At 66.2% G+C, this 21,959-nt stretch carries 22 protein-coding genes; 6 read left to right on the top strand and 16 right to left on the bottom strand.

Annotated features, from left to right (window positions below):
* Positions 1-21: 21 nt before the first annotated feature.
* The 4 genes from ACFQU0_RS00760 to ACFQU0_RS00775 all read right to left on the bottom strand — a co-directional run bounded on the left by ACFQU0_RS00760 (position 22) and on the right by ACFQU0_RS00775 (position 3,641).
* A complete protein-coding gene (locus tag ACFQU0_RS00760) occupies positions 22-1,572 on the bottom strand; it encodes a cryptochrome/photolyase family protein (protein ID WP_382197917.1) in 1,551 nt (516 codons plus the stop codon).
* Positions 1,569-1,745 (bottom strand): DUF2256 domain-containing protein, encoded by a 177-nt coding sequence (locus tag ACFQU0_RS00765; protein WP_382197918.1) that lies wholly within the window; start codon positions 1,743-1,745, stop codon positions 1,569-1,571. Before ACFQU0_RS00765 ends, ACFQU0_RS00760 begins: the two co-directional genes overlap by 4 nt.
* Positions 1,738-3,309, bottom strand: a complete 1,572-nt coding sequence (locus ACFQU0_RS00770) for a cryptochrome/deoxyribodipyrimidine photo-lyase family protein (protein WP_382197920.1) — start codon at positions 3,307-3,309, stop codon at positions 1,738-1,740. Before ACFQU0_RS00770 ends, ACFQU0_RS00765 begins: the two co-directional genes overlap by 8 nt.
* Positions 3,310-3,374: 65 nt before the next feature.
* Positions 3,375-3,641 (bottom strand): hypothetical protein, encoded by a 267-nt coding sequence (locus ACFQU0_RS00775; RefSeq protein WP_382197921.1) that lies wholly within the window; start codon positions 3,639-3,641, stop codon positions 3,375-3,377.
* A 100-nt stretch (positions 3,642-3,741) separates the two neighbouring features.
* On the opposite strand from ACFQU0_RS00775, the gene kefF reads away from it, so the two are divergent.
* Genes kefF through rocF form a run of 3 tightly spaced genes read left to right on the top strand, consistent with a single transcriptional unit; the run spans position 3,742 to position 7,215 of the window.
* Positions 3,742-4,374: a glutathione-regulated potassium-efflux system oxidoreductase KefF gene (gene kefF, locus ACFQU0_RS00780; protein WP_382197923.1), complete on the top strand. Its 633-nt coding sequence runs from the start codon at positions 3,742-3,744 to the stop codon at positions 4,372-4,374.
* The gene (gene kefC, locus ACFQU0_RS00785) at positions 4,371-6,230 is read left to right on the top strand and encodes a glutathione-regulated potassium-efflux system protein KefC (RefSeq protein WP_382197925.1); all 1,860 of its coding nucleotides are present in this window, start codon (positions 4,371-4,373) and stop codon (positions 6,228-6,230) included. Before kefF ends, kefC begins: the two co-directional genes overlap by 4 nt.
* 43 nt (positions 6,231-6,273) lie before the next feature.
* The gene (rocF, locus tag ACFQU0_RS00790; protein WP_382197926.1) at positions 6,274-7,215 is read left to right on the top strand and encodes an arginase; all 942 of its coding nucleotides are present in this window, start codon (positions 6,274-6,276) and stop codon (positions 7,213-7,215) included.
* Positions 7,216-7,294: 79 nt separating this feature from the next.
* Here the strand turns inward: rocF and ACFQU0_RS00795 are convergent, their stop codons facing one another.
* A complete protein-coding gene (locus tag ACFQU0_RS00795) occupies positions 7,295-7,435 on the bottom strand; it encodes a hypothetical protein (protein WP_382197928.1) in 141 nt (46 codons plus the stop codon).
* An 84-nt stretch (positions 7,436-7,519) separates the two neighbouring features.
* On the opposite strand from ACFQU0_RS00795, the gene ACFQU0_RS00800 reads away from it, so the two are divergent.
* Positions 7,520-8,764 carry a tetratricopeptide repeat protein gene (locus tag ACFQU0_RS00800; RefSeq protein ID WP_382197929.1) on the top strand — a complete coding sequence of 415 codons (1,245 nt, stop codon included), beginning with the start codon at positions 7,520-7,522 and terminating at the stop codon, positions 8,762-8,764.
* A gap of 13 nt (positions 8,765-8,777) precedes the next feature.
* Positions 8,778-9,920, top strand: a complete 1,143-nt coding sequence (locus ACFQU0_RS00805) for a HupE/UreJ family protein (protein WP_382197931.1) — start codon at positions 8,778-8,780, stop codon at positions 9,918-9,920.
* A gap of 13 nt (positions 9,921-9,933) precedes the next feature.
* Here ACFQU0_RS00805 and aliB read toward each other — a convergent pair whose 3' ends face one another.
* From aliB to badH, 3 genes are all read right to left on the bottom strand, one after another.
* Complete coding sequence (aliB, locus tag ACFQU0_RS00810) at positions 9,934-11,088, bottom strand: cyclohexanecarboxyl-CoA dehydrogenase (RefSeq protein WP_382197933.1); 1,155 nt, start codon at positions 11,086-11,088, stop codon at positions 9,934-9,936.
* A gap of 11 nt (positions 11,089-11,099) precedes the next feature.
* Complete coding sequence (gene badI / locus ACFQU0_RS00815) at positions 11,100-11,882, bottom strand: 2-ketocyclohexanecarboxyl-CoA hydrolase (RefSeq protein ID WP_382197935.1); 783 nt, start codon at positions 11,880-11,882, stop codon at positions 11,100-11,102.
* Between the two features lie 151 nt (positions 11,883-12,033).
* Positions 12,034-12,804, bottom strand: coding sequence for a 2-hydroxycyclohexanecarboxyl-CoA dehydrogenase (badH, locus tag ACFQU0_RS00820; protein WP_382197937.1), 771 nt, complete (start codon positions 12,802-12,804; stop codon positions 12,034-12,036).
* A 169-nt stretch (positions 12,805-12,973) separates the two neighbouring features.
* Here badH and ACFQU0_RS00825 point away from each other — a divergent pair, with 169 nt between their 5' ends.
* Complete coding sequence (locus ACFQU0_RS00825) at positions 12,974-13,456, top strand: MarR family winged helix-turn-helix transcriptional regulator (protein WP_382198264.1); 483 nt, start codon at positions 12,974-12,976, stop codon at positions 13,454-13,456.
* 38 nt (positions 13,457-13,494) lie between these two features.
* Here ACFQU0_RS00825 and ACFQU0_RS00830 read toward each other — a convergent pair whose 3' ends face one another.
* From ACFQU0_RS00830 to ACFQU0_RS00865, 8 genes are all read right to left on the bottom strand, one after another.
* Positions 13,495-14,742: an ABC transporter substrate-binding protein gene (locus tag ACFQU0_RS00830; RefSeq protein WP_382197939.1), complete on the bottom strand. Its 1,248-nt coding sequence runs from the start codon at positions 14,740-14,742 to the stop codon at positions 13,495-13,497.
* 76 nt (positions 14,743-14,818) lie between these two features.
* A complete protein-coding gene (locus ACFQU0_RS00835) occupies positions 14,819-15,625 on the bottom strand; it encodes an ABC transporter ATP-binding protein (protein WP_382197941.1) in 807 nt (268 codons plus the stop codon).
* Positions 15,626-15,635: 10 nt separating this feature from the next.
* Positions 15,636-16,709 carry a branched-chain amino acid ABC transporter permease gene (locus ACFQU0_RS00840; protein ID WP_382197943.1) on the bottom strand — a complete coding sequence of 358 codons (1,074 nt, stop codon included), beginning with the start codon at positions 16,707-16,709 and terminating at the stop codon, positions 15,636-15,638.
* 3 nt (positions 16,710-16,712) lie between these two features.
* Positions 16,713-17,600, bottom strand: coding sequence for a branched-chain amino acid ABC transporter permease (locus ACFQU0_RS00845; RefSeq protein WP_382197945.1), 888 nt, complete (start codon positions 17,598-17,600; stop codon positions 16,713-16,715).
* A gap of 3 nt (positions 17,601-17,603) precedes the next feature.
* On the bottom strand, positions 17,604-19,550 hold the full coding sequence (locus tag ACFQU0_RS00850) for an AMP-dependent synthetase/ligase (RefSeq protein WP_382197946.1): 1,947 nt from the start codon (positions 19,548-19,550) through the stop codon (positions 17,604-17,606).
* Positions 19,537-20,337, bottom strand: coding sequence for an ABC transporter ATP-binding protein (locus tag ACFQU0_RS00855; protein WP_382197948.1), 801 nt, complete (start codon positions 20,335-20,337; stop codon positions 19,537-19,539). The genes ACFQU0_RS00850 and ACFQU0_RS00855 overlap by 14 nt, the downstream gene beginning before the upstream one ends.
* Before the next feature lie 224 nt (positions 20,338-20,561).
* Positions 20,562-21,092 (bottom strand): FlgO family outer membrane protein, encoded by a 531-nt coding sequence (locus ACFQU0_RS00860; RefSeq protein WP_382197950.1) that lies wholly within the window; start codon positions 21,090-21,092, stop codon positions 20,562-20,564.
* A complete protein-coding gene (locus tag ACFQU0_RS00865; RefSeq protein ID WP_382197952.1) occupies positions 21,089-21,871 on the bottom strand; it encodes a hypothetical protein in 783 nt (260 codons plus the stop codon). The genes ACFQU0_RS00860 and ACFQU0_RS00865 overlap by 4 nt, the downstream gene beginning before the upstream one ends.
* Positions 21,872-21,959: the final 88 nt, after the last annotated feature.

A 21,959-nucleotide genomic window follows, 5' to 3' on the forward strand; every position in this document is an offset into this window, starting at 1 on the left:
GGCTGTTGAGGGGCGCCGATTTTACCCTGCCGCGCCCACATCCACCCGGTGTGCCTGTGCTGCCTGTCGGATCGCGGCGCGTTGGTCGCCGTCGAGCCGGTCCAGGTGTTTGAGTGCCATGCCCATGCGCGGGTTGTTCGCCAGCATCGCTTGGTGGTGCAGCAAAAAATCCCAGTACAGCGTGGTGTAGGGGCAGGCTTGTGCACCGGTGGACTGGGCCGGGTCAAAACGACAGCCTGGGCAGTGATTGCCCATGCGTTTGATGTACTGCCCACTGGCGGCGTAGGGTTTGCTCGCCATCAGGCCACCGTCGGCAAACTGGCTCATGCCCAGGGTGTTGGGCAGTTCCACCCACTCCACCGCATCCACATAGACGGCCAGATACCAGGCGTGCACCGCCTGCGGTTTCACGCCCAGCAGCAGGGTGTAGAGGCCGGTCACCATGAGCCGCTGGATGTGGTGGGCGTAGCCGTGGCGCAGGGTCTGGGTGAGGGCGTCGCGCAGACAGGCCATCTCGGTGTCACCGGTCCAGAAGAAGGCGGGCAGGGCAGCCTGCGCGTCCAGCGCGTTGCCGTCCAGGTAGCCCGGCATCTGCGTCCAGTAGATGCCGCGCACGTACTCGCGCCAGCCCAGGATCTGACGGATGAAACCTTCCACCGCAGTCAGGGGGGCGTGGCCGCTGCGCCAGGCAGCCTCGGCGGCGGCCACCACCTCGCGTGGGTTGAGCAGCTTGAGGTTGAGGGCCGCCGAGAGGTGCGAATGAAACAGCCAGACTTCGCCTTCCCACATCGCGTCCTGCCATTGGCCAAAATGGGGCAGGCGCTCGCGCACAAACGCGTCCAGCGACTGCAGCGCTTGCGTGCGCGTGACCGGCCAGCCGAAGTGGTCGAGCTGACCCGGATGGCTGGCAAAACGCTGGCGCACGAGCGCCATCACGTCCTGCGTGATGCCGTCGGGCTCAAACCGCGTGGGGTCGGGCAGCGTTGGTGGGCCGCCTTTGCCAAAGGCCGCGCGGTTGTCGGCGTCGAAGTTCCATTGACCGCCCGCGGGCTGGTCGCCTTCCATCAGCACGCCATGGCGGCGGCGCATCTCGCGGTACCAGAACTCCATGCGCAGTTGTTTGCGGCCTTGGGCGTGCGCGGTGAAGTCGCGCACGGTGCTGTAAAAGTGGCGGTCGTCGCGCAGGTCCAACGGCACGCCGCTGGCACGGGCCACCGCCCGCAAGGCCTGCAGCACGCGCCAGTCGCCCGGGGCCGTCAGCACCAGCGTCTGGGGTCGCAGTTCGTTGATGGCCAGCATCAGTTCTTCGGCCAGGCTGCCTCGGTTGTCGGGATCGTCCAGCGGGCGGTAGCGCATGGGCCAGCCGCGTGCTTGCACGTCCTGCGCAAAGTGGCGCATGGCACTCAGGAATAGGGTGGTGCGCTGCTGGGCCGACCACACGTGGGTCGATTCCTCGGCCACTTCGGCCATCCACACCCTGTCTTGCGACGCATCGAAGCCGTCGAAGGCGGATGAGGCTTCATCGAGCTGGTCGCCCAGCACCAGCACCAAGTGGCGCACGGCGGTGCTCATGTGGTTGGGCCTTTGCGGGCGCGGCAGGCTTCGCTGCAATAGCGGACCTCTTCCCAGTTCTTGGCCCAGGCTTTGCGCCAGGTCATGGTGCGGCCGCACATCACACAGGGTTTGCTGGGCAGGTGGGCTTTGTTGCCCTTGAAGTCGCGTTGGGGCTTGTTTCGCTCAGGCATCGGGGAACAGGCTCAGTTGGGGCGGCAACGGTGGCAAAGCCGGAGATGGTGGCGGCCGGGCCGTGCGGCGGCGGGTGGTGGGTTGCAGGCCACTGCGGCGTGAGCCGTGGCGCTGCTGGATCTGGTCGGCCTCTTGCTGCACTTCTGGATCGCGGCGCAGCGCGTAAAGGCGGTCTTTGGCCTGTTGGGCGGCCGCGCGTTCGTCCACCACGGGTGCTGGGTAGTCGCGGCCGATCACGCAGCCGCTGGCGCGCTGCGCTGCGCTGTCCATCAACCCAGGCTGGGCCAGGTGTTCCAGCGGCACATGGGCGAGCTCGGGCAGCCAGCGGCGGATGAATAGGCCTTGTGGATCGTGGTCCCGCGCCTGTTTGGTGGGCGAGTAGATGCGCAGGGTGTTGATCCCTGTGGTGCCACTTTGCATCTGCATCTGGCTCCAGTGGATGCCGGCTTCAAAGTCCAGAAACTGCCGCGCCAGGAACAGCCCGGTGGGGCGCCAGTGTTGCCACAGGTGGTAGGCGGCAAAACTCACCAGCAAGGCGCGCATGCGGAAGTTGAGCCACCCGGTGGCGGTGAGAGAGCGCATGCACGCATCCACCATGGGAAAACCGGTCTCGCCGCGTTGCCAGGCGGCCAACAGGGTGGGGTCGCTGCTGTTTTCGCGCAGGCCGTCGCAGTGGCGGGCAAAGTTCTGGAACTCGATGGCCGGCTCGTCCTCGAGCTTTTGCATGAAATGGCAGTGCCAGCGCAGCCGCCCGGCAAACCCACGCAGGTCGTGCGCGAGGTCGCGGTCGGGCGTGTGGGCGATCTGCGCTTCGGTGGCCTGGTGCACCTGGCGCAGCGACACCATGCCCCAGGCCAGGTGCGCGCTGAGGCGGCTGCAGCCGTCCTGGGCCGTGAGGGGGCTGGAGAGCGCGCGGCGGTAGCCCATGGCGCGGTGTTGCACAAAGCCTTGCAGCAGTTGCTGCGCGGTGGGTTCGCCCGCGGGCGGTGGTGTGTAGGCAGGTGGCGACAGGCCCAGGCTGGCCAGGCTCGGCAGGTCGTGCGCGGGCAGCGGGCCTGCGCCGGCCCAGCCGGTGGGTGTGGGGGCCTGGGGTGCGTTCATGCGCTGGTCCCAGCGCCCCCCCCAGCCACGGCGGTCGCGCAGGCGGCGCACCACGCCAGTCTGTGGCGTTTCCACCCAACACACGCCGAGGTGGCGACACCAGCGGGCCACGGCCTGGTCGCGCGCGTAGGTCCAGCCCGGCCCGGTTTCCTCGTGGCTCAGCAGGTGGGTGAAGCCGGTGTGTGCGTGCAGGCGCTGCAGCACGGCGGTGGCTTCGCCCACCTCCACCCACAGGGGCAGGCCTCGGGCGTGAAGTTGGGCACGCAGCTGGGCCACGCCGTCCAGCACAAAGGCCACATGAGCGCTGGCGCATTCGGGGCTGCTCAGCCAGGTCGGTTCGATGATGAACAGGCCGAGGCAGGACTCAAATTGCGCCGCCTGCGCCAGCGGGGCGTGGTCGCTCAGGCGCAGGTCGCGCTTGAACCAGACCAGAGCGCAGGTGGCTGGGGAAGCAGTGGACATGCCTGCAATCTAGCCGGGGCGGCAAGCCCTTGTAGCCCAGTCGGGTGGGGGGTTTTGGGCCTGGGTCAGTAGTCGGGCTGATCGTCCCAGAGGCCTTTGGGGTTGGGTTTCTCGGGCGAAGGGGGGAAGTCCCGGTCGTGTTGTTCCAACAGGCGCAGCATGGAGTCGTGCACGTCGTCCGGAAACCCCTTGCGCTGGCCGTTGCGGGTGTCTGCCATGAGCTTGGCCACGTAGCGCGCGAATTCGGGGTGGCCCCACAACAGGCGGATGTTTTTCCCGATGTGGGGAAAGGCGTTGTTGACCAGCCGGAAATGGGGGTTGTTTTCGATCATGGCCGTGGCTCCAGGGGCGGCGGGCCGGCGCCACCGCGAACGAGCCACGATCTTAGAGCCAGTTGACATTTTTGGGCGCCCCGATGCGCTATCGTGCGCCATGGACGCCGACACCCCATCCCCCCGCCCATCCATCTACGTGGTGGCTGCCCACCCGCACTGGCGCGATTCGCGCGTCACGCGCCGCCTGTTCGAAGCCACCCGGGCGCTGGACCACGTCGAGGTCACCGACCTCTACGCCAGCTACCCCGATTTCCACATCGATGTGGCGGCGGAACAGGCCCGCCTGTCTGCGGCGCAGCTGGTGGTGTGGCTGCACCCCATCCAGTGGTACGCCAGCCCGGCACTGCACAAGCTGTGGCTGGACGAGGTGTTCACCCACGGGTGGGCCTACGGGCGCAAGGGCCAGGCTCTGCGCGGCAAGGACGTCTGGCTGGTGACCAGCACGGGCGGCGCCGAATCGGCCTACCACCCCCAGGGCTACAACCGCTATTTTTTCGACGCTTTTCTGCCCCCTTACGAGCAGACGGCCGCCTTGTGTGGCCTGCGTTTTCTGCCGCCGCTGGTGCTGCACGGCGCGCACCAGGTGGATGAGCCGGGCCTGCGCGACCATGTGGACGTGTTCGTACAGCGTTTGCAAAGCTACCCGGACTGGCCCGAGATCGAGGACATGACCTGTCCGGGCTGTGAGGTGCCCGACCAGGACCGGCCGTCCACCGGGGGACAAGCATGAGCGCCGACGCTGCCAACGCAGTGGCCAGTGGCGACTGGCTCACCCCTGCACTGGTGTACCTCGGTGCGGCGGTGCTGGCCGTGCCGCTGGCCAAACGCCTGGGCTTTGGTGCCGTGCTGGGCTACCTGCTGGCCGGCGTCACCATCGGCCCCTGGGGCCTGGGCCTGATTGGCGATGCCGCGTCGGTGCTGGGTGTGGCCGAATTTGGGGTGGTGCTGATGCTGTTTCTGGTCGGACTGGAGCTGGAGCCGGCCAAGGTATGGCGCCTGCGCCAGCCCATTTTTGTCTGGGGCAGTGTGCAGATGGCGTCGTGCACCCTGGCCATTGCCGGGGTGGCCTGGTGGCTGGGCCTGAGCTGGCAGGCGGCGCTGGTGCTGGGGTTTGGCCTCTCGCTGTCGTCCACCGCCATCGCCTTGCAGGCCCTCGCTGAACGCCACCAGGCCCAGACCAGCACCGGCGAAACCACGGTGGCCTTGTCGCTGGCGCAAGACATCCAGTCCATCCCCATGCTGGCTTTGATGCCTGCACTGGCGGCCGGTGTGGTGGCCAGCGAGACCAGCGCGGGCACAGACGGCGGCGGCTGGCTGGCGGCCAAGGCCCTTGCGGTGGTGGTGGTCATTGTGTTTGGCGGCCGCTACCTGGTGCGCCCGCTGTTCCGCGCCATTGCCCGCAGCGACGTGCGCGAGGTCTTCACCGCCGCCGCGTTGCTGCTGGTCATTGGCGTGGCCTATCTCATGCGCTGGGTCGATCTGTCTATGGGCCTGGGCGCCTTCCTGGCCGGGGTGTTGCTGGCCAACAGCGAATACCGCCGCGCGCTCGAAACCGACCTGGAGCCTTTCAAAGGCCTGTTGCTCGGGCTGTTCTTCATTGCCGTGGGCATGTCCATCGACTTCGGCGTGTTGCTGGCGAAGCCACTGCAGGCGCTGGGCATCACCCTGGGGTTCATGGCGGTCAAGTTCGCCATCCTGCGGCCGCTGGCCGGGTCGGTGGGCATACCGCTGCCCCAGCGCAACCTGTTTGCCTTGCTCATCGCGCAAGGCAGCGAATTTGCCTTCGTGCTGTTTGGCGCGGCGGCCACCACCCGGCTGGTGCCCGCCGACACCGCTGCGTTGTGGATTGGTGCGGTGGCCTTGTCCATGTTGCTCACGCCGCTGCTCTTGTTGGTGGTGGATCGCATCGCGCGGCGCCACGCCGGTGCCAGCACCCGCCCGGCCCCCGACAGCTTCGACGTGCAGGACGCCCCCATCATTGTGGCCGGTATCGGGCGTTACGGGCAGATCGTCACCCGGGTGTTGCTGGCGGCCGGCCTCAAGCCCACCGTGCTCGACCACGATCCCGACCAGGTCGAGGCGTTGCGCCGTTTTGGATTCAAGAGCTTTTACGGAGACGCCAGCCGGCTGGACCTGCTGCGCAATGCGGGGGCCGACACCGCACGCGTGCTGGTGGTGGCGGTGGACGACCGCGACACCAGCCTGGCCATCGTGGACCTGGCGCGCCAGCACTTCCCCCAACTGCAACTGGTGGCGCGTGCGGTGGACGTGGGCCACTGGAATGCCTTGCGCGACCGGGGCGTCACCCTGATCGATCGCGAGCTGTTCGAGTCATCGCTGGCCAGCGCCCGCAAGGTGCTGGAGGCGGTGGGCCACACCGCGTTCGAAGCGCGCGAACTGGCCATGCGTTTCCGGCGCCACAACCTCGGCATGCTGGAACTCCAGTTCCCGCACCACGCCGATGTGGAGCGCCAGATTTCCGTGGCGCGCCAGGGCCGCGAGCAACTGGAGGCGCAGCTGGCGCAGGAGCGCGAGGAACGTGCGGCCCGCCGCCGAGGTGACAAGCCGGCCGATTGTGGCACCTGAGCCCAGCGGGCGCAGCGCAGGCAAAGGCGGCTATGCTTTTGCCATGGACACGCCACACGCCCCCACACCCATCACCGCCGAACTCATTGGTGCCCCCACCGACATCGGGGCCGGTGCGCGTGGCGCGTCCATGGGGCCTGAGGCGCTGCGGGTGGCGGGCCTGCAGCCGGCGCTTGAATCGCATGGCCTGAGGGTGCTGGATGTGGGCAACCTCAGTGGCCCCGGCAACCCCTGGTTGCCCCCCTTGAACGGCTACCGCCACCTGCCCGAGGTGGTGGCCTGGAACGCGGCGGTGTGTGATGCCGTCTACGCCGCGCTCGGGCGTGGGCACCTGCCCATCCTGCTGGGAGGCGACCATTGTCTGGGCGTGGGCAGCATCGCCGCCGTGGCCCGCCATTGCCGCGAACAGGGCCGCCCGTTGCGCGTGTTGTGGCTGGATGCCCACGCCGACTTCAACACCAGCGCCCTCACCCCCAGCGGCAACGTGCATGGCATGCCGGTGGCTTGCCTGTGTGGGTTGGGGCCGGCCGAGCTGGTGGGCATCGGTGGGCACACGCCGGCCCTGCGCCCCGATCAGGTTCGCCAGATTGGCATCCGCAGCGTGGACGAAGGCGAGAAGCGCCTGGTGCACGAACACGGGCTGGAGGTGTTCGACATGCGGTTCATCGACGAGGAAGGCATGCGCCGCACCATGGCGCGTGCACTCGAAGGCATGCCGGCCAACACCCACCTGCACGTGAGCTTCGATGTCGATTTTCTTGACCCCGAGATCGCCCCCGGTGTGGGCACCACCGTGCCCGGCGGCCCCACCTACCGCGAGGCGCAGTTGTGCATGGAAATGATTGCCGACAGCGGGCGACTGGGTTCGCTCGACATCGTGGAGCTCAACCCCGCGCTGGACGTGCGCAACAAGACCGCCGAGCTGGCGGTCGATCTGGTGGAGTCGCTGTTTGGCAAGAGCACCCTGATGCGCGCCGGGCGCTGACCTGGGTCACATGGGTTGGACGCGCCCACGAAAAAGGCTCCCGAAGGAGCCTCTGTGAGCTGGTTGCAGCGGTACCCGATCACTTCTTCTTGCATTCGGGCTTGTCGGCGTTTTCCTTCTTGGAGCAGTCTTCCATCTTGCCACCGCCGTGGCTGCCCGCCATTGAGGGCATGGATGCAAACATGAATGCAGAAGCGATGGCAGCGAGCACAAATTTCATGATTCACCTCAGTTGAGCAAATGTGCGTGAAACGACGCAGAATGCGCCGAACCCGATCAGCGCCCGCGCAGGATACCGCGACCCATGAAAGCCCAGAAGCCCCCGGCCGATCTCCTATTTCTCACTCAACTATTGCGCGGTGGCCTGCTGGTCGGCGCATTGGCGGCCTTGGTCGGTGGGCCGGCCGGGGCGCAAACCCGCTTCATGCCTGCCCCCAGCCAGGTGGTGCTGCCGGCGTCGGCGCACGCGTTGGGCGCGGCCAACGGCAGCCTGCGGGAGGCCGAACGCGATTGGCGCCGTGATCCCCAGGACATACAACTTGCGATTCGTTACGCGCGCACCGCGTTCCAGGTGGGGCTCAACGAGGGTGACCTGCGCTGGTTTGGCGCCGCCAAGGCCGCCATGTTGCCCTGGTGGAACGCCCCCGCGCTGTCGGCCGACGGGCACTTCGTGCGTGGCCTGGTGCGCCAGGGCTACCACGACTTCGCCGGCGGTCTGGCCGATTTCGACGCCGCCATCGCCCTCGACGGACAGCGCTCGGCGTTCTGGTCGTGGCGTTTCGTGATCCACCTGCTGGTCTCCGACATGGCTGCCGCCCGGCGGGACTGCGACACCATGGCGGCGCGTTTTGGGGCTGGCGAAGGCCAGGCCTGCGCTGCGGTGCTGATGTACCGCACCGGCCGCGCCGCCGATGGCGCTGCCCAGCTGGAGCAGGCCCTCCGGCGACCCGAGTTTCAGGACAGCGGTTCGCAGGACTGGTTGCGTTTCCACCTGGGCGAAGCCTGGCGGGCGGCGGGCCAGCCGGCGCGCGCCATCGCCGTGTGGGAGCAGCACCTGGCCCAGCAGCCGCGCGCCCACTCGGTGCGGCTGGCGCTGGTGGCGTTGTTGAACGAGCAGCGCCGGTTTGCCGACGCCAAACGCCTGGCCGCCGGCCCCCAGCCCAACGCCAGCCCGAGCGATGCCCTGCTGGTGCAGCAGCTGCTGGCCAGCCAGGGATTGGGCGATGGGGACACCGTCCGTCTGGCCGCCTTGGTGGACCAGCGTCTGGCCAGCCAAGCGGAGCGGGGTGAGGCGCTGATCGAGCGGCCGCGCATGATTTACCTGATCCGCTACGGACACGACGTGGGTGCCGGCCTGGCGCTGGCGGTCGACAACTGGCGCACCCAGAACGAGCCGCCCGACGCGGTGCTGCTGGCCGAGGCCGCACTCAAGCACCGTCAGCCCAAGGCGGCCCAGCCGGTGCTCGACTGGATGGCCCACACCGGCTACACCGAACCGGCGCTGGCGGCGCTGGCCCAACAGCTCAAGGCCGCGCTGGGCCGTTCCTGAAGGCCGCCCGATCATGCAAACGCTGATGCCGGCGCTGTGGCGCGGACTGTGGTGCCTTCTGCTGGTGCTGTGCGCTGGCGCAGCGTGGGCGCATTCCAGCAGCAACAGCTACCTGCTGCTGAGCGAGCGCGAGGGCGCCACCGTGCTGCGTGCCGACGTGCACCTGCGTGACATCGACCTGGTCTTCGATCTCGACGCCGACCGCGATGGGCAGGTGGTCTGGTCCGAGGTGGTGGCGCGCCAGGCGGAGGTGTTGCCCTGGCTGGCCCAGGGCCTGCGCGTGGGCACGGAGGCCACGGTCTGTGGGCTGGGCGTCATCGACACCCAGGCCAGTGAACGCGCGGACGGCATCTACCTCAGCACCGAATGGCGCCTGGCATGCCCTTCAGGCGTTGGCCCGCGCGGGCTTGGCCTGTCCTACCAGTTGCTGTTCGAGCGCGACAACCTGCACCGCGCCCTGTTGCGCATCGACCTGCCGCGAGTGCAGAGCAGCGCCATGCTCAGCCCCGAGCGGCCCACGGTGGCCTTGCCCACCGCCAACCCATCCACCGCCGAGGTGCTGGGCAGTTACGTCGTCGAAGGGGTGTGGCACATCTGGATCGGCATCGACCACATCCTGTTTCTGCTGAGCCTGCTGGTGCTGGCGCCGCTGGTGCCGGCGCGCCAATGGGTCACGCGCTGGGCGGCCGAACCGCGGCTGCGGCCGGCCTTCATGGAGGTGCTGGCGGTGGTCACCGCCTTCACGGTGGCGCATTCCATCACGCTGAGCCTGTCGGTGCTGGAGTGGGTGGAGCCGCCGGCCAGCTTCATCGAGCCGGTGATCGCGGTGTCGGTGGTGCTGGCCGCGCTCAACAACCTGCTGGGCTGGTGGTCGGTGCGGCGCTGGCGGCTGGCCTTTGTGTTCGGCCTCATCCACGGTTTTGGTTTTGCCAACGTGCTGCTCGACCTGGGCCTGCCGGCCAGCCAACTCGCCGTCGCGCTGGGCGGTTTCAACATCGGCGTCGAGCTGGGCCAGTTGGCCATCGTGGGCGTGTTTTTCCCGCTCGCCTGGTGGCTGCGCCACACCGCTTTCTACCGCTGGGTGGTGGTGGTCGGGGGGTCGCTGGTCATCGTACTGGTGGGCAGCGTGTGGACGGTGCAGCGGGTGCTGGGCTGACCGCCGCGAGGCCTCAGTTGGGCACGGCTTGGCGGCCCGCCCGGTCACGCGCCACGATGGTTTTCATGATCTGCGCCGTGCCGTCGCCGATCTGGAAACCCAGCACGTCGCGCAGGCGCTGCTCCATCACGCCGTGGTCGTAGCCGCCGTGGCCGAACATCAGCAGGCACTGGTGCACCACGTCGTAGGCCAGTTTGGGGCCCCACCATTTGCACATGGCCGCTTCGGAGGTGTGGGGCAGGCCCTGGTCTTTGAGCCACAAGGCTTGCAGGCACAGCAGGCGCGCGGCCACCACCTGGGTGTCGAAGTCGGCCAGCGGGTGCGACACGCCCTGGAAGGCCGACAGCGGTTTGCCAAAGGCTTCGCGCTGGGCCACGTAGGCCCAGGTTTCCTCCAGCGCCACGCGGGCCACCGCCAGCACCTGCAGGCCAATCAGCGCGCGACTGAAGTCAAAGCCCTGCATCACCTGCACAAAGCCCTTGTTCTCGTCGCCCAGGCGGTGGTTCATTGGCACGCGCACGTTCTCGAAGAACAGCGAGCCGCGTCCAATGGCGCGCTGGCCGTGGCAGTCGAAACGGCTGCGGGTGAGGCCTGGCACGTCGGTGGGCACCAGCAGCGCGGTCACGCCGTGGGCGCCCGAATCGATGCTGCCCGTTCGGCCGAACACCACAACCGCATCGGCCTGGTCGGCGGCGGAGATGGAGGTCTTTTCGCCGTTGATGACGTAGTCGTTGCTCACGCGTTCCACGCGCAGCCGCAGGTTAGCGGCGTCGGAGCCGCCGCGTGGTTCGGTCAGGGCAATGGCCAGCAGGGCTTCACCGGCGGTGAGCTTTTTCAGCCAGGGGCTGGCCACCTCGGGTTGGCCGTGGTCGCTGAGAATTTGGCCATTGAGCGAGGCCAGCAGGTTGATGTAGCTGATCGAGAGATCGGCGCGCGCAATTTCTTCGTGGATGACACCGGCGGCCAGGCAACCCAATCCCTGGCCGCCGTGGGCCTCGGCCAGTTCGGGTGCGATGAGGCCCATCGCACCCATTTCGCGCATCAGTTGCCGGTCCAACACGCGGGTCTGGTCGCGTTCCAGAAAACCAGGCGCCACGCGCTTGTCGGCAAAACGCCGCGTGTGGTCTGACAGGGCCTGCAGGTCGTCGTTGATGTAGGGGTTGCGCATGGCGGCGACACTCACTTCACGAACTTGCGGAACTCGGGTTTGCGCTTTTCCTGCAAGGCCTTCACGCCTTCGCGCGATTCGTCGGTGTCGTAGTAGAGCTTGAGTGCGTACATGCCCATGCCGGCGATGCCGGCCTGGTGGGCGGTGTCCATGTTGAAGCTGCGTTTGGCAATCGCCAGTGCCGTGGGGCTGCGTTCGCAGATTTCTTCGGCCCAGGCCTGCACCTCGGTGTCGAGTTCGTCGTGGGGCACACATTTGTTGGCCAGGCCCATGGCCACGGCTTCTTCGCCCGAGTAGCGTTTGTTCAGGTACCAGATCTCGCGCGCCTTTTTTTCGCCCACCACACGCGCCAGGAAGGCGGTGCCGTAGCCGGGATCGACCGAGCCCATCTTGGGGCCGACCTGACCGAAGATGGCCTTGTCGGAGCAAATGGTCAGGTCGCAAATGGTGGCCAGCACGTTGCCGCCGCCAATGGCGTACCCCTGCACGCGCGCGATGACGGGTTTGGGTACGTTGCGGATGGCGTCGTGCAGTTCTTCCATGGGCAGACCGATGGTGCCGCGGCCGTCGTAGTTGCCGTCGTGTGCCGACTGGTCACCGCCGGTGCAGAAGGCGCGCTCGCCCGCGCCGGCCAGCACGATGCAGCCAATGTGTTTGTCGTAGCCCGCCTTGTTGAAGGCCTTGATGAGTTCGTCGCAGGTGGTGCCCCGAAACGCGTTCATCTTCTCGGGGCGGTTGATGGTGATCCACGCCACGCCGTTGCGGTTCTCGTAGGTGATGTCCTGGAAGTCCATGGGTATCTCCTGGTTCAGTCGTGAGTTTGGTTGCCTGAAATGTCTTTCTCAGCAAACACCGCAGGGCCGGCTTTGCCGGACTGCTGGTGTTGCCCCCTGGAGGGGGGATGCGGCCACGCGAAGCGGGCAAGCGACGGGGGTGATCCTTGTTTCAGCCGTTCATGGTCAAGCCACCCGACACGCTGATCACCTGGCCGGTGACGTAGGCGGCGTCGTCGCTGGCAAAGAAGAGGATGGCGCCGGGCAGATCTTGCGGCTGGCCAATGCGGCCCAGCGGGATGGAGCGGCGGAAGGCCTCTTCCAGCTTCTCGGGGTTGCCGGCGCCCAGCTTGTAGTCGGCAAACAGCGCGGTGTCGGTGGGGCCGGGGCAGACCACGTTGACGGTGATGCCGTGGCGCGCATGTTCGCGCGCGATGGTCTTGGAGAAAGACACCAGCCCACCCTTGCAGGCGGCATACACCGCTTCGCCCGAGGAGCCCACACGCGCTGCGTCGGAGGCGATGTTGACGATGCGCCCCCCCTTGCCGGTGGCCACCATCAACGGCAGCACCGCGTGGTGCATGTGCAGCGCGCCCGTGAGGTTGATCGCAATCAGTTGGGCCCATTCGTCGGGCACGGTTTTGGTGAACGGCTTGAACACGTCCCAGCCGGCGTTGTTGACCAGGATGTCGATGCCGCCCCATTCGGTGGCGATGTGCTGCACGGCGGTGTCCACGGCGGCGCGGTCGGTGATGTCGCAGGCCAATGCGAGGGCGGTGCCGCCTTCGGCCAAGATCTGATCGGCGGTGCGCTGGGCGGCGGCGAGGTCGCGGTCGAGCACGGCCACGCGCGCACCCTCTTGCGCGAAGCGCCGGCAGGTGGCGCCACCGATGCCACCGCCGCCGCCTGTGACGGCGGCCACCTTGTTGTCGAGTCTGCCCATCGTGTGCTCCTTCAGGTCTGGGTTACAAAGCCAGTTGTGCGTTGGCGTTTGCTTGTGTAAATATGACAATATATGGTCTTATTATGGTCGATGGCATTTGTGCGAATCAAGGCCGTTCAGTTCGGTTTTAATAGAGGTAAACCCTATGGATAAAGCCCAGGATATGCGGATGGAGTTGGCGAATAGACTCTTTTTCAGACTCTATCAATGTGCAAATATGCTGCATAAAACAGGTTCGAGGGCCATTGAAGAGGAGGGCCTGACGACACAACAGTGGGCGGTGCTGGGCGCCTTGTCGCGGCCGCAGGTGGACGCCGGCATGAAGCTGGGAGACCTGGCCCGCTACCTGATGGTCAGCCGGCAGAACCTGGCCGGCGTGATTGGTCGCCTGGAAAAAGCCGGTCACCTGACCAGCGCCGCCGACCCCAGCGACCGCCGCTCGCGCCTGATCCAGATGACCGACAGCGGACGCGATGTGTGGCAACACTTTGCGCTGCCCAAGATCTACGACTACTACGATCAGGCGCTCAAGGATTTTTCAACCAACGACATCGTCCACACCGTCCACTACCTGCTCAAGATGTTGGACAACATGCAGGCGCTGGACGTGGGGGGCGAAGGCGACGGCGACAGCGAGGCGCAGGAGGAGTGAAGAGCGCCGCCCCCAGCGGGGCGGCGCGGGAGGGAGGTTCACTTGTTCGTTTTGGCGAACTCGGCGGACTCTTTTTTGACCACTTCCATGACCACATCGTTGTAGGCCGAGATCCAGTCGGACTGTGGCACCCACTTGGCGCCGTCCCACATCTCGATGCGGGTCTTGCCGCCGCCGCCGTGGTCTTGTGCGGTCACGGTCACGGGGGCCAGCAGGCCGTTGGCGTCGAAGTTGCGCAGGCTTTCCAGGCCAGCCTTGATCTTGGTGGGGGTCAAGGGGCGGCCACCGGCCTTGATGGCGTTGCGCACGCCCTCAAAAGCCACCGAGTACATGGCCAGACCGGTGTTGTAGTACACGTCCTGCAGGTTCTTGCGGTCGCCGTTGCCTTTGCCCTTGTCGTACAGGTCGGCAATGATCTGTTTGATCAGCGCGTGGTCCTGGCCGCCGGCCACGTTGGTGCCGCGTTTCATGCCCTTGGCGTCGGCCGCACCGATGTTGGCGATGTCCACCTCGTTGAACCAGTTCACGCTGATCAGCTTGTCCATCGGGATGCCGTTGCGTTTCATTTCGCGCGCGGCCACCACGTGCATGGCCGACAGGTTCCAGGTGATCACCCAGTCGGGGTTGAAGCGGCGGATCTGCGTCCACACGGCGGCCTGGTCGCGGCCGGGCATGGGGTTGGGGAAGAGGTTGAGCTCAAAACCTTCCTTCTCGGCCAGTGTCTTGAGGATGGCGATGGGCTCCTGGCCAAACGCGTAGTCGGGGTAGATGAAACCGACCTTGACACCCTTGAGGTTGCCCTTGCTCTGGTTCTTGATGTACTGAACGTTGTTGGCCATCTGGCCCCAGTAGGTCGGGCCGATGGGGAAGACCCACTTGAACACGTCGCCGTCAATGGCGTCGCCCCGGCCCACAAACGACTGCAGCAGGATGTTGCCGTCGGTCATGGCACGCGGCAGCACGGCCCGCGACACCGGCGTGGACAGCGTGTCGAAGATCATCACACCCTCGCGCTTGAGCTTCTCGTAGCACTCGATGCCACGCTGGGGTTCGTTGCCGTGGTCTTGCGCCACGATCTCGATGGGGCTGCCCTCCAGGCCACCCTTGGCGTTGAGGATGTCGGCGTAGTCCTTCACCGCCTGCACGATTTGTGGTGTGACGAAGGTGTAGGCCTTGCTCAGGTCGTAGCACAGGCCGAACTTGATGGGCGCTTGTTGCGCCGACGCGGTGGATGCGCCCAGCAGCAGGGCGACACCAGACAAGGTGGATAACAAAGCTCGTTTCATCGCATGTCTCCTGCGTACGAAAGGAAGGTTGTCCACATGGCACCAAGTACGCGCATGCCCGGGACGGTGGTCGGAATCAGCTCAGCCAACGTTTTCTGCGGCTGTAATGTTTGATGTCGTGGAAATTTTTGCCTTCGGCACCGCCCAGGTAGAACTCCTGGATGTCGGGGTTCTGCTTCATGGCCTCGGCGCTGTCGTGCATGACGATGCGGCCGTTCTCCAGCAGATAGCCGTGCGAGACCACTTCCAGTGCGGCAATTGCGTTCTGCTCCACCAACAGCACCGACAGGCCCTCCTGCTGGTTGATGCGCTTGACGATGTCGAAGATCTCGGCGACCAGAAACGGTGCCAGGCCCAGGCTGGGTTCGTCCAGCATCAGCAGCTTGGGTTGGGTCATGAGCGCGCGGCCAATGGCCAGCATCTGCTGTTCGCCGCCCGACAGAAAACCCGATTGCGCGGTGCGCCGCTGGTGCAGGCGTGGGAAGTAGGCGTACACCATGTCTCGGTGGCGGTTCATGTCGGCGCGCGAGCCACCCACCACGGCCGAGGCCGCCACCAGGTTCTCGTCTGGCGTGAGATGTTCGAACACGCGCCGGCCTTCCAGCACCTGCACGATGCCTCGCTTGACGCGCGCCTGCGGTGCCAGGCCGGCGATGTCTTGGCCCATGAAGCGGATGTCGCCGCGCGTGACCTCGCCGCGCTCGGGTTGAAGCAGGCCGCTGATGGATTTGAGCGTGGTGCTTTTGCCCGCGCCGTTGGCGCCCAGCAGGGCCACCATGCCACCTTGTGGCACCTCGACCGACACGCCCTTGATGGCCAGGGCCACGCGGTCGTAGATGACCTCGATGTTGTTCAGCGAGAGGATGGGGGAAGTCGTGCTCATGTCGCTCGCCTCATTTGCGTGCGTAGCCAAAGGGCCAGACCAGCAGGTAGTTGCGCAGGTTGCCGTACATCTTGCCCAGCCCCATGGGCTCGATCAGCAGCACCGCGATGATGGTGGCGCCGTAGACCATGTGTGGGATGTGGGCCAGTGTCTCGACGCCGATGTCCAGGCCGAACAGCTTGGCCAGCCAGGCCACAAAGGTGTTCATCTGCCCCGGCAGCAGCAGGATGAAAGCCGTGCCGAAGAAGCTGCCAATGATGCTGCCCAGGCCACCGACGATGACCATGGCCAGCAGCTCGATGGACACGTTGACCGCGAATTGCTCGGGCGTGACCGCCTTGTAGAAACCGAAGATCAGCAGGGCGCCACTCACACCACCGATGAAGGCCGAGGTGGCGAAGGCCACCAGCTTGAAGTAGAAGCTCTGCACACCGATGACGGCGGCCGCGAAGTCCTTCTCGCGCACGGCCACCAGGGCACGGCCCAGTGCGGTGCGACGCAGGTTGAGCATGAAGACGGTGACAAAAATCACCCACGCCAGCACCACGTAGTAAATCCCGGCTTCTGACGTGACCGCCTGGCCCAGCAGCTTCATGGGGGGCGACTGCAATGTGGCCGACACGCCGCCGCTGATGGCCGGCACGTGCGAGATCACCCAGTCCATGACGAACTGCATGGCCAGGGTGGACAGCGCCAGGTACAGGCCCTTGACGCGCAGCGCGGCAAACGCGAACACCACGCCCACCACGGCGGCGGTGAGGCCACCGAGCACCACCGCGATTTCCCACGGCACGCCATGGCGGGTGGCATGCACCGAGGCGTAGGCGCCTATGCCCATGATGGCCGCGTAGCCGAAGTGGAACTGACCGGCCCAGCCCAGGATGAGGTTGAGCCCCAACACGGCGGCCGTCCAGATGAGCCAGGGCTTGAGGTAGCTGGTGAGCACCAGGGAGCTGAACAGCCAGGGCGCGGCCAGCGCGATCAGCAGGATGGCGATGATGGCTTTGCGCTCAAAGGGGATGGGAAACAGCCCCCGGTCGCTGGCGTAGTGGGTGTGGAAGATGCCTGCCTGGCGGTACAACATCGCTCAGATCCTTTCGATGTCGTGGCGGCCAAAGAGGCCGTGGGGTCGAATCATGATGGTGAGGATGAGCACGGCGGCCACCACCAGTTCGCGCGTGCCGCCACCCAGCAGCGGGTCGAGCACACCCGAGGCCACGCTCTCCAGAATGCCCAGCAGCAGGCCGGCCAGGATGGCGCCGCCCAAGCTGTCCATGCCACCCAGCACCGCCACCGTGATGCCCTTGAGCAGCAGCATGGCAAGGGTCTGGTCGACGGTCTGTACGGACCCCCACAACACACCGGCCGTGGTGGCCACCACCGATGACAGTGCCCACGACAGCGCCACGCCGCGCTCCACCGAAATGCCCACCGACCAGGAGGCGGTGTAGTCGTCGGCGATGGCGCGCAGCACCACGCCGCGCCGGGTGCGGAAGAACAGCATGAAGGCGGTGAACAGCACCAGCGAGACCACGGCACCCACCACATAGGCTCGGTTGAGCAGCAGCGGGCCCAGGAACAGCGGTTCGTCGCTGATGCCGATCTGCATGGGCCGTCCGCTGCCGCCCCAGATCGTCATGGTGGTGGCGCGGATGAAGATGTCGATGCCCAGCGTCATCATCAGGATCATCACGATGGGCCGCCCGGCCAGGCGGCGCAGCGCCACCCGCTCGATGCCCATGCCCATGCCAAACATGCTGACCATGGCCAGCGGGATGGCGGCCCAGATGGGCAGGCCCAGCCCGTTGGCGAAGGCCAGCACCATGTAGGCGCCCAGCATGGTCAGGCCACCCTGCGCCAGGTTGGGCACCGAGGACGATTTGTAGATGAGCACGATGCCCATGGCCACCAGCGCGTACATCAGGCCGGCCAGGCCACCGTTGACCGCGAGTTCGAGGAGGTACATCAGGTCCATCGGTCAGGCTCCTACTGCTGTGACGGTCAGCAGCCGTTCGGTGACGCCGGTCTCGCCGGTCTCGTAGGTGATCTGCGCGCGCATGGTCACGTCCTTCTGACCGCTGTAGATGGCGTCGATGATGGGCGCGTAGCGTTCCTCCACCACGTTGCGGCGCAGTTTGCGGGTGCGGGTGATCTCGCCGTCGTCGGCGTCGAACTCCTTGTGCAGGCTCACAAAATGGCGCAGCTTCAGGCCTTCGGGCAGGGTTGTGTTGACGTGGCGCACCGCCTGCGCCAGCAGCTCAATCACCTCGGGTTTCTGCGACAGGTCGGCGTAGGAGATGTAGGAGATGCCACGCACCTCGGCCCAGTGGCCCACCGGCTCCTTGTCGATGCAGACGATGGCCGCGAGCGTCTCGCGGCCCTTGCCCAGCACCGCCACGTCTTTCACGAAGGGGCTGAACTTGAGGCGGTTCTCGATGTAGTTGGGGATGTAGCGTTCGTTGTGTGCGGTGTAGACCACCTCGGACAGCCGCCCCAGCACCACCAGCTGGCCGTCGGGCTCCAGGTAGCCTGCGTCACCCGTGTGCAGCCAGCCGTCTTCCAGTGTGTCGGCTGTCGCCTGCTCGTTGAGGTGGTAACCGGCGAACACGCTGCCCGAGCGGATCAGGATCTCGCCGCTGTCGCTGATCTTCACCTCCACCCCCGGCAGCGGCCGACCCACGGTGTGCAGGCGCACTTCGTCAGGTGCCTGCATGGCGTTGAACGCACTGCTTTCTGTCTGGCCGTAGAGCTGGCGCAGGCGCACACCCAGGGCGCGGTAGAACACAAAGGTGTCTTCGCCAATGGCCTCGCCACCGGTGAAGGCGTTGCGCAGCCGGCTCATGCCCAGCTGGTCCTTGATGGGGCCGGTCACCAACCACTCGCCCAGCGAGCGCAGCACTTGCTGCAACGGGGTGGGGGCCTGGCCCGCAAGCTTGCGTTTTTCGCAGGCGATGGCGTTGGCCATGAAAAAGTCGTAGAGCGTCTTCTTGAGCCAGGTCGAGTCTTCCATGCGCACCTGCACCTGGGTCAGCATGTTGTCCCAGCTGCGCGGCGCGGCCAGGTAGTAGGTGGGCGCGATTTCGCGCAGGTTGTGCAGGACGGTCTCGGGCCGCTCGGGGATGTTGATGGTGAAGTGCAGGCCCACGCCCGCGCCCATGGTGATGGCAAAGTCACCTACCCAGGCCATGGGCAGGTAGGCCAGGATGTTTTCGCCAAAGTCGAAGGATTCGGCCTGGAAGGCGTTGGCCACACCCGACAACACATTGAAGTGCGACAGCGCCACGCCCTTGGGTTTGCCGGTGGTGCCCGAGGAATGGATGAGCACCGCCGGGTCGTCCGGCTGTGCCAGATCGGTCAGGCGCTGGCCCAGGTCCTGCGCTTCGTTCAGGCGCGCGCCACCTGCCGCTTGCAGTGCCTCCCACGACACCAAGCCCGGCGCGGTGTATTTGGACAAACCGCGTGGGTTGTCGTAGACGATGTGCTGCAGCGGCGCGCCACGCTCGCGCAGGTCCAGTGCTTTGTCCACCTGCTCCTGGTCTTCCGCCAGCACAAACTGCACGTGCACGCTGTTGACCACGTGCAGGATTTCGTCGGGCGTGGCGTCGGGGTACACCGGGGTGGCAAAGCCGCCCAACATGCCCACCGCCAGCATGCCCAGGTAGAGGTGCGGCCGGTTGTCGCCCAGCACCAGCACGGTCTGGCCTTTCTGCAGGCCCAGAGCCTGCAGGCCAGCGGCGCAGCGCAGGGTTTTCTCAAAGGCTGTCTGCCAAGTGGTCTCTTGCCAGATGCCGCGGTCTTTTTCGCGAAAGGCCACCCCTTGTGGCATCACCCGGGCGTTGGCCGCCAGCAGGCGCGGCAGCGTGGTGCGTGGGTTCAGGTCCCAGGTATCGGACTGGCGGCCGGCGCTGCGCTCACTGGACGGCATGGGCACCTCCGAGGTAGGCCTTGATCACGCGCGGATCGGCAATCACGTCCTTGGGAATGCCGGTGTCGATCACCTCGCCGTAGCTCAGCACCATCATGCGGTCGCAAATGCCGGTGATGATGTCCATGTGGTGCTCGATCAGCATCACCGTCACGCCGCGCTCCTCGCGGGCGTCGAGGATGAAGCGCGCCATGTACTCTTTTTCTTCCTGGTTCATGCCGGCCATGGGTTCGTCCAGCACCAGAAAGCTGGGCTCGGCCACCAGCGCACGCGCCAGCTCCACCCGCTTTTTCAAACCGAGGGGGATGACGTCCACTGGCTCGTCGCGCACGTTTTCCAGCTGCATGAAGTCGATCACCTCTTCCACCACCTCGCGGTGGGCGATTTCCTCGGGCCGGGCCAGCCAGGGGTAGAGCGCGGTGCGGAACACACTCGGCTTCATGTGCACATGGCGGCCCAGCAAGATGTTGTCCAGCACCGTCATGCCGTTGAAGAGCGCCAGGTTCTGGAAGGTGCGGGCCACGCCACGGCGCGCCACTTTGTGGGGCGCCATGCCGGTGATGTTTTCGCCGTTGAGCAGGATCTGTCCCTTTTGTGGCGGAAAGAAACCGGTGATGGCGTTGGTCATGGTGGTCTTGCCGCTGCCGTTGGGGCCGACCAATCCAAAAATCTCGCCCTGGTGGATGTGCATGTTGACGCCCGTGACGGCCACCAGGCCGCCAAAGCGCCGCTCCACATCGCGGCATTCGAGCACCCGGGGGCGCTCGTCCGTGCTGTTGCTTGTCACCCGCATGTCTCCTAGTTCCGCCTCAGAGAGAGCTCTGGGCGCAATATGACAATATGCGGCTTATTAGATGGCGTTCACGCAGACGCTGCAAGGCGTTCTTTTGACATTTTTCTCATGGATTTCCCTAGAGAAAATCGGTCTTGTTCGCCTGCTGTGTTGCTTTTTGATTTGCTGCGCTGCAGCAATCAATGTGCAAATAGGTTGCTTAATTGCGTGGGTGTGCGTCAACGCATCAAGGCGCGGTTGCGCTCACTCAGGGGAAAGCTGTAGTCGTGGGCCGACATCACGGTGTTGCCTTCGGGTCGGATCAGCTTGAGGCTGACGTACACGGTGTCACCGCCGACGGTGTAGGTGCCCACCACCACCGCCTGCGCGTCGTGTTCCAGCGACAGGTCTTTGACTTCGCGTGAGAGCAGCAAGGCGCCGCTGTCTTGCGCCATGAAGATGTGCTGGCGCAGCTTCAGTTCCTTGACCAGCACGCCCCGGTTGGCCAGGCGCGCTGCCAGGTGCTCCGAGGCCAGCCGGCCCCAGCGCGAACTGCGCTCCAGGTCGTCCAGGTCCACCAGGGTGGCCATCAGCACGGGTTGGCGCGGGTCCAGGCGGGTGCCTTGCAGCAACGCGTCTGCCGCCTGGTAGTTGAGTTGGATGAGTGCGTCCCCGCTCACCGGCGTGGTGCAGGCGGCCAGCGCGCCTGCCAGGGGGACGCAGGCCGACAGGAACAGGCGGCGCAGCAGGGCACGACGCGGCCCCGTCATGGCGCCACCACCGTCCAGGTTTTGATCGGTGCGGGCGCAGGGGGCACGAGCGCTTCAGGTGGCGGCAGGTACAGCGCGCTGTCTTCGGCTTCGATGTAGTAGATGTCCGCCGTCGTGGCGGCCAGCCGGCCTTGCAGCGTCACCCGGGTGGTCACCAGCACCTCGGTGCGGGTGGGGCCACCCGCGGCCGACCCTTGCAGCGCCTGGCGCGAGGCGTCGCTGAGGGCGCCCAAGGCCAAGCCCGACAACACGCCGGTGGTGGCGGTCTGTGAATACACGACCCAGTCGCGAACCACCGCGACGCTGGCGGCCAGCTGGGTGCTGGCCAGGGGCGAGCCGTTGCCCACCCGGCTGGCATGGTCGATCACCTGCACATCCACGTCGATCTGCCCTTGCGGCTCGGCCTGTACCAGTGTCACGCCCAGGTTCACCAGCCGGTGCGTGAGCAAGGCGTGGAATGCCCGCTGGAAGGGCGCGGCGGGTGCTGGTGACAGGCGCAAGGTCTGGCCGACCAGGGTGTTGCCAGCCGAGGTGGTGGTTGTGTCGCCAGGTTGCGTGGGCACCTCACTGAGCCGGTTGGCAATGCGCTGCGCCACATCGGTGGCCAACACATCCCAGTGGTGGGCAGAGCGTGCCTTGGGCTGGCTGCTGGCCGGGTAGTTGTGCGCCAGCGGCACGTCCAGGTGTGTGCAGCCGCCCAGCAACGCGGTGGCAGCCAATGCCACGGACAGGCGGCGTCGCGGGAACAGGCTGAATGGCGGGAGGATCGGTGGGCGCATGGTGCGGGCGGAAGTGGGGCGAGGTTGCCCAGAATCTAACGCCGCACCCGCTCTGAGCAAAGCCGGAAATGGGGTGCCTTTGCCGCCC

The sequence above is a fragment of the Hydrogenophaga defluvii genome (genome assembly GCF_042665235.1).
GTDB lineage: Bacteria > Pseudomonadota > Gammaproteobacteria > Burkholderiales > Burkholderiaceae_C > Hydrogenophaga > Hydrogenophaga defluvii_A.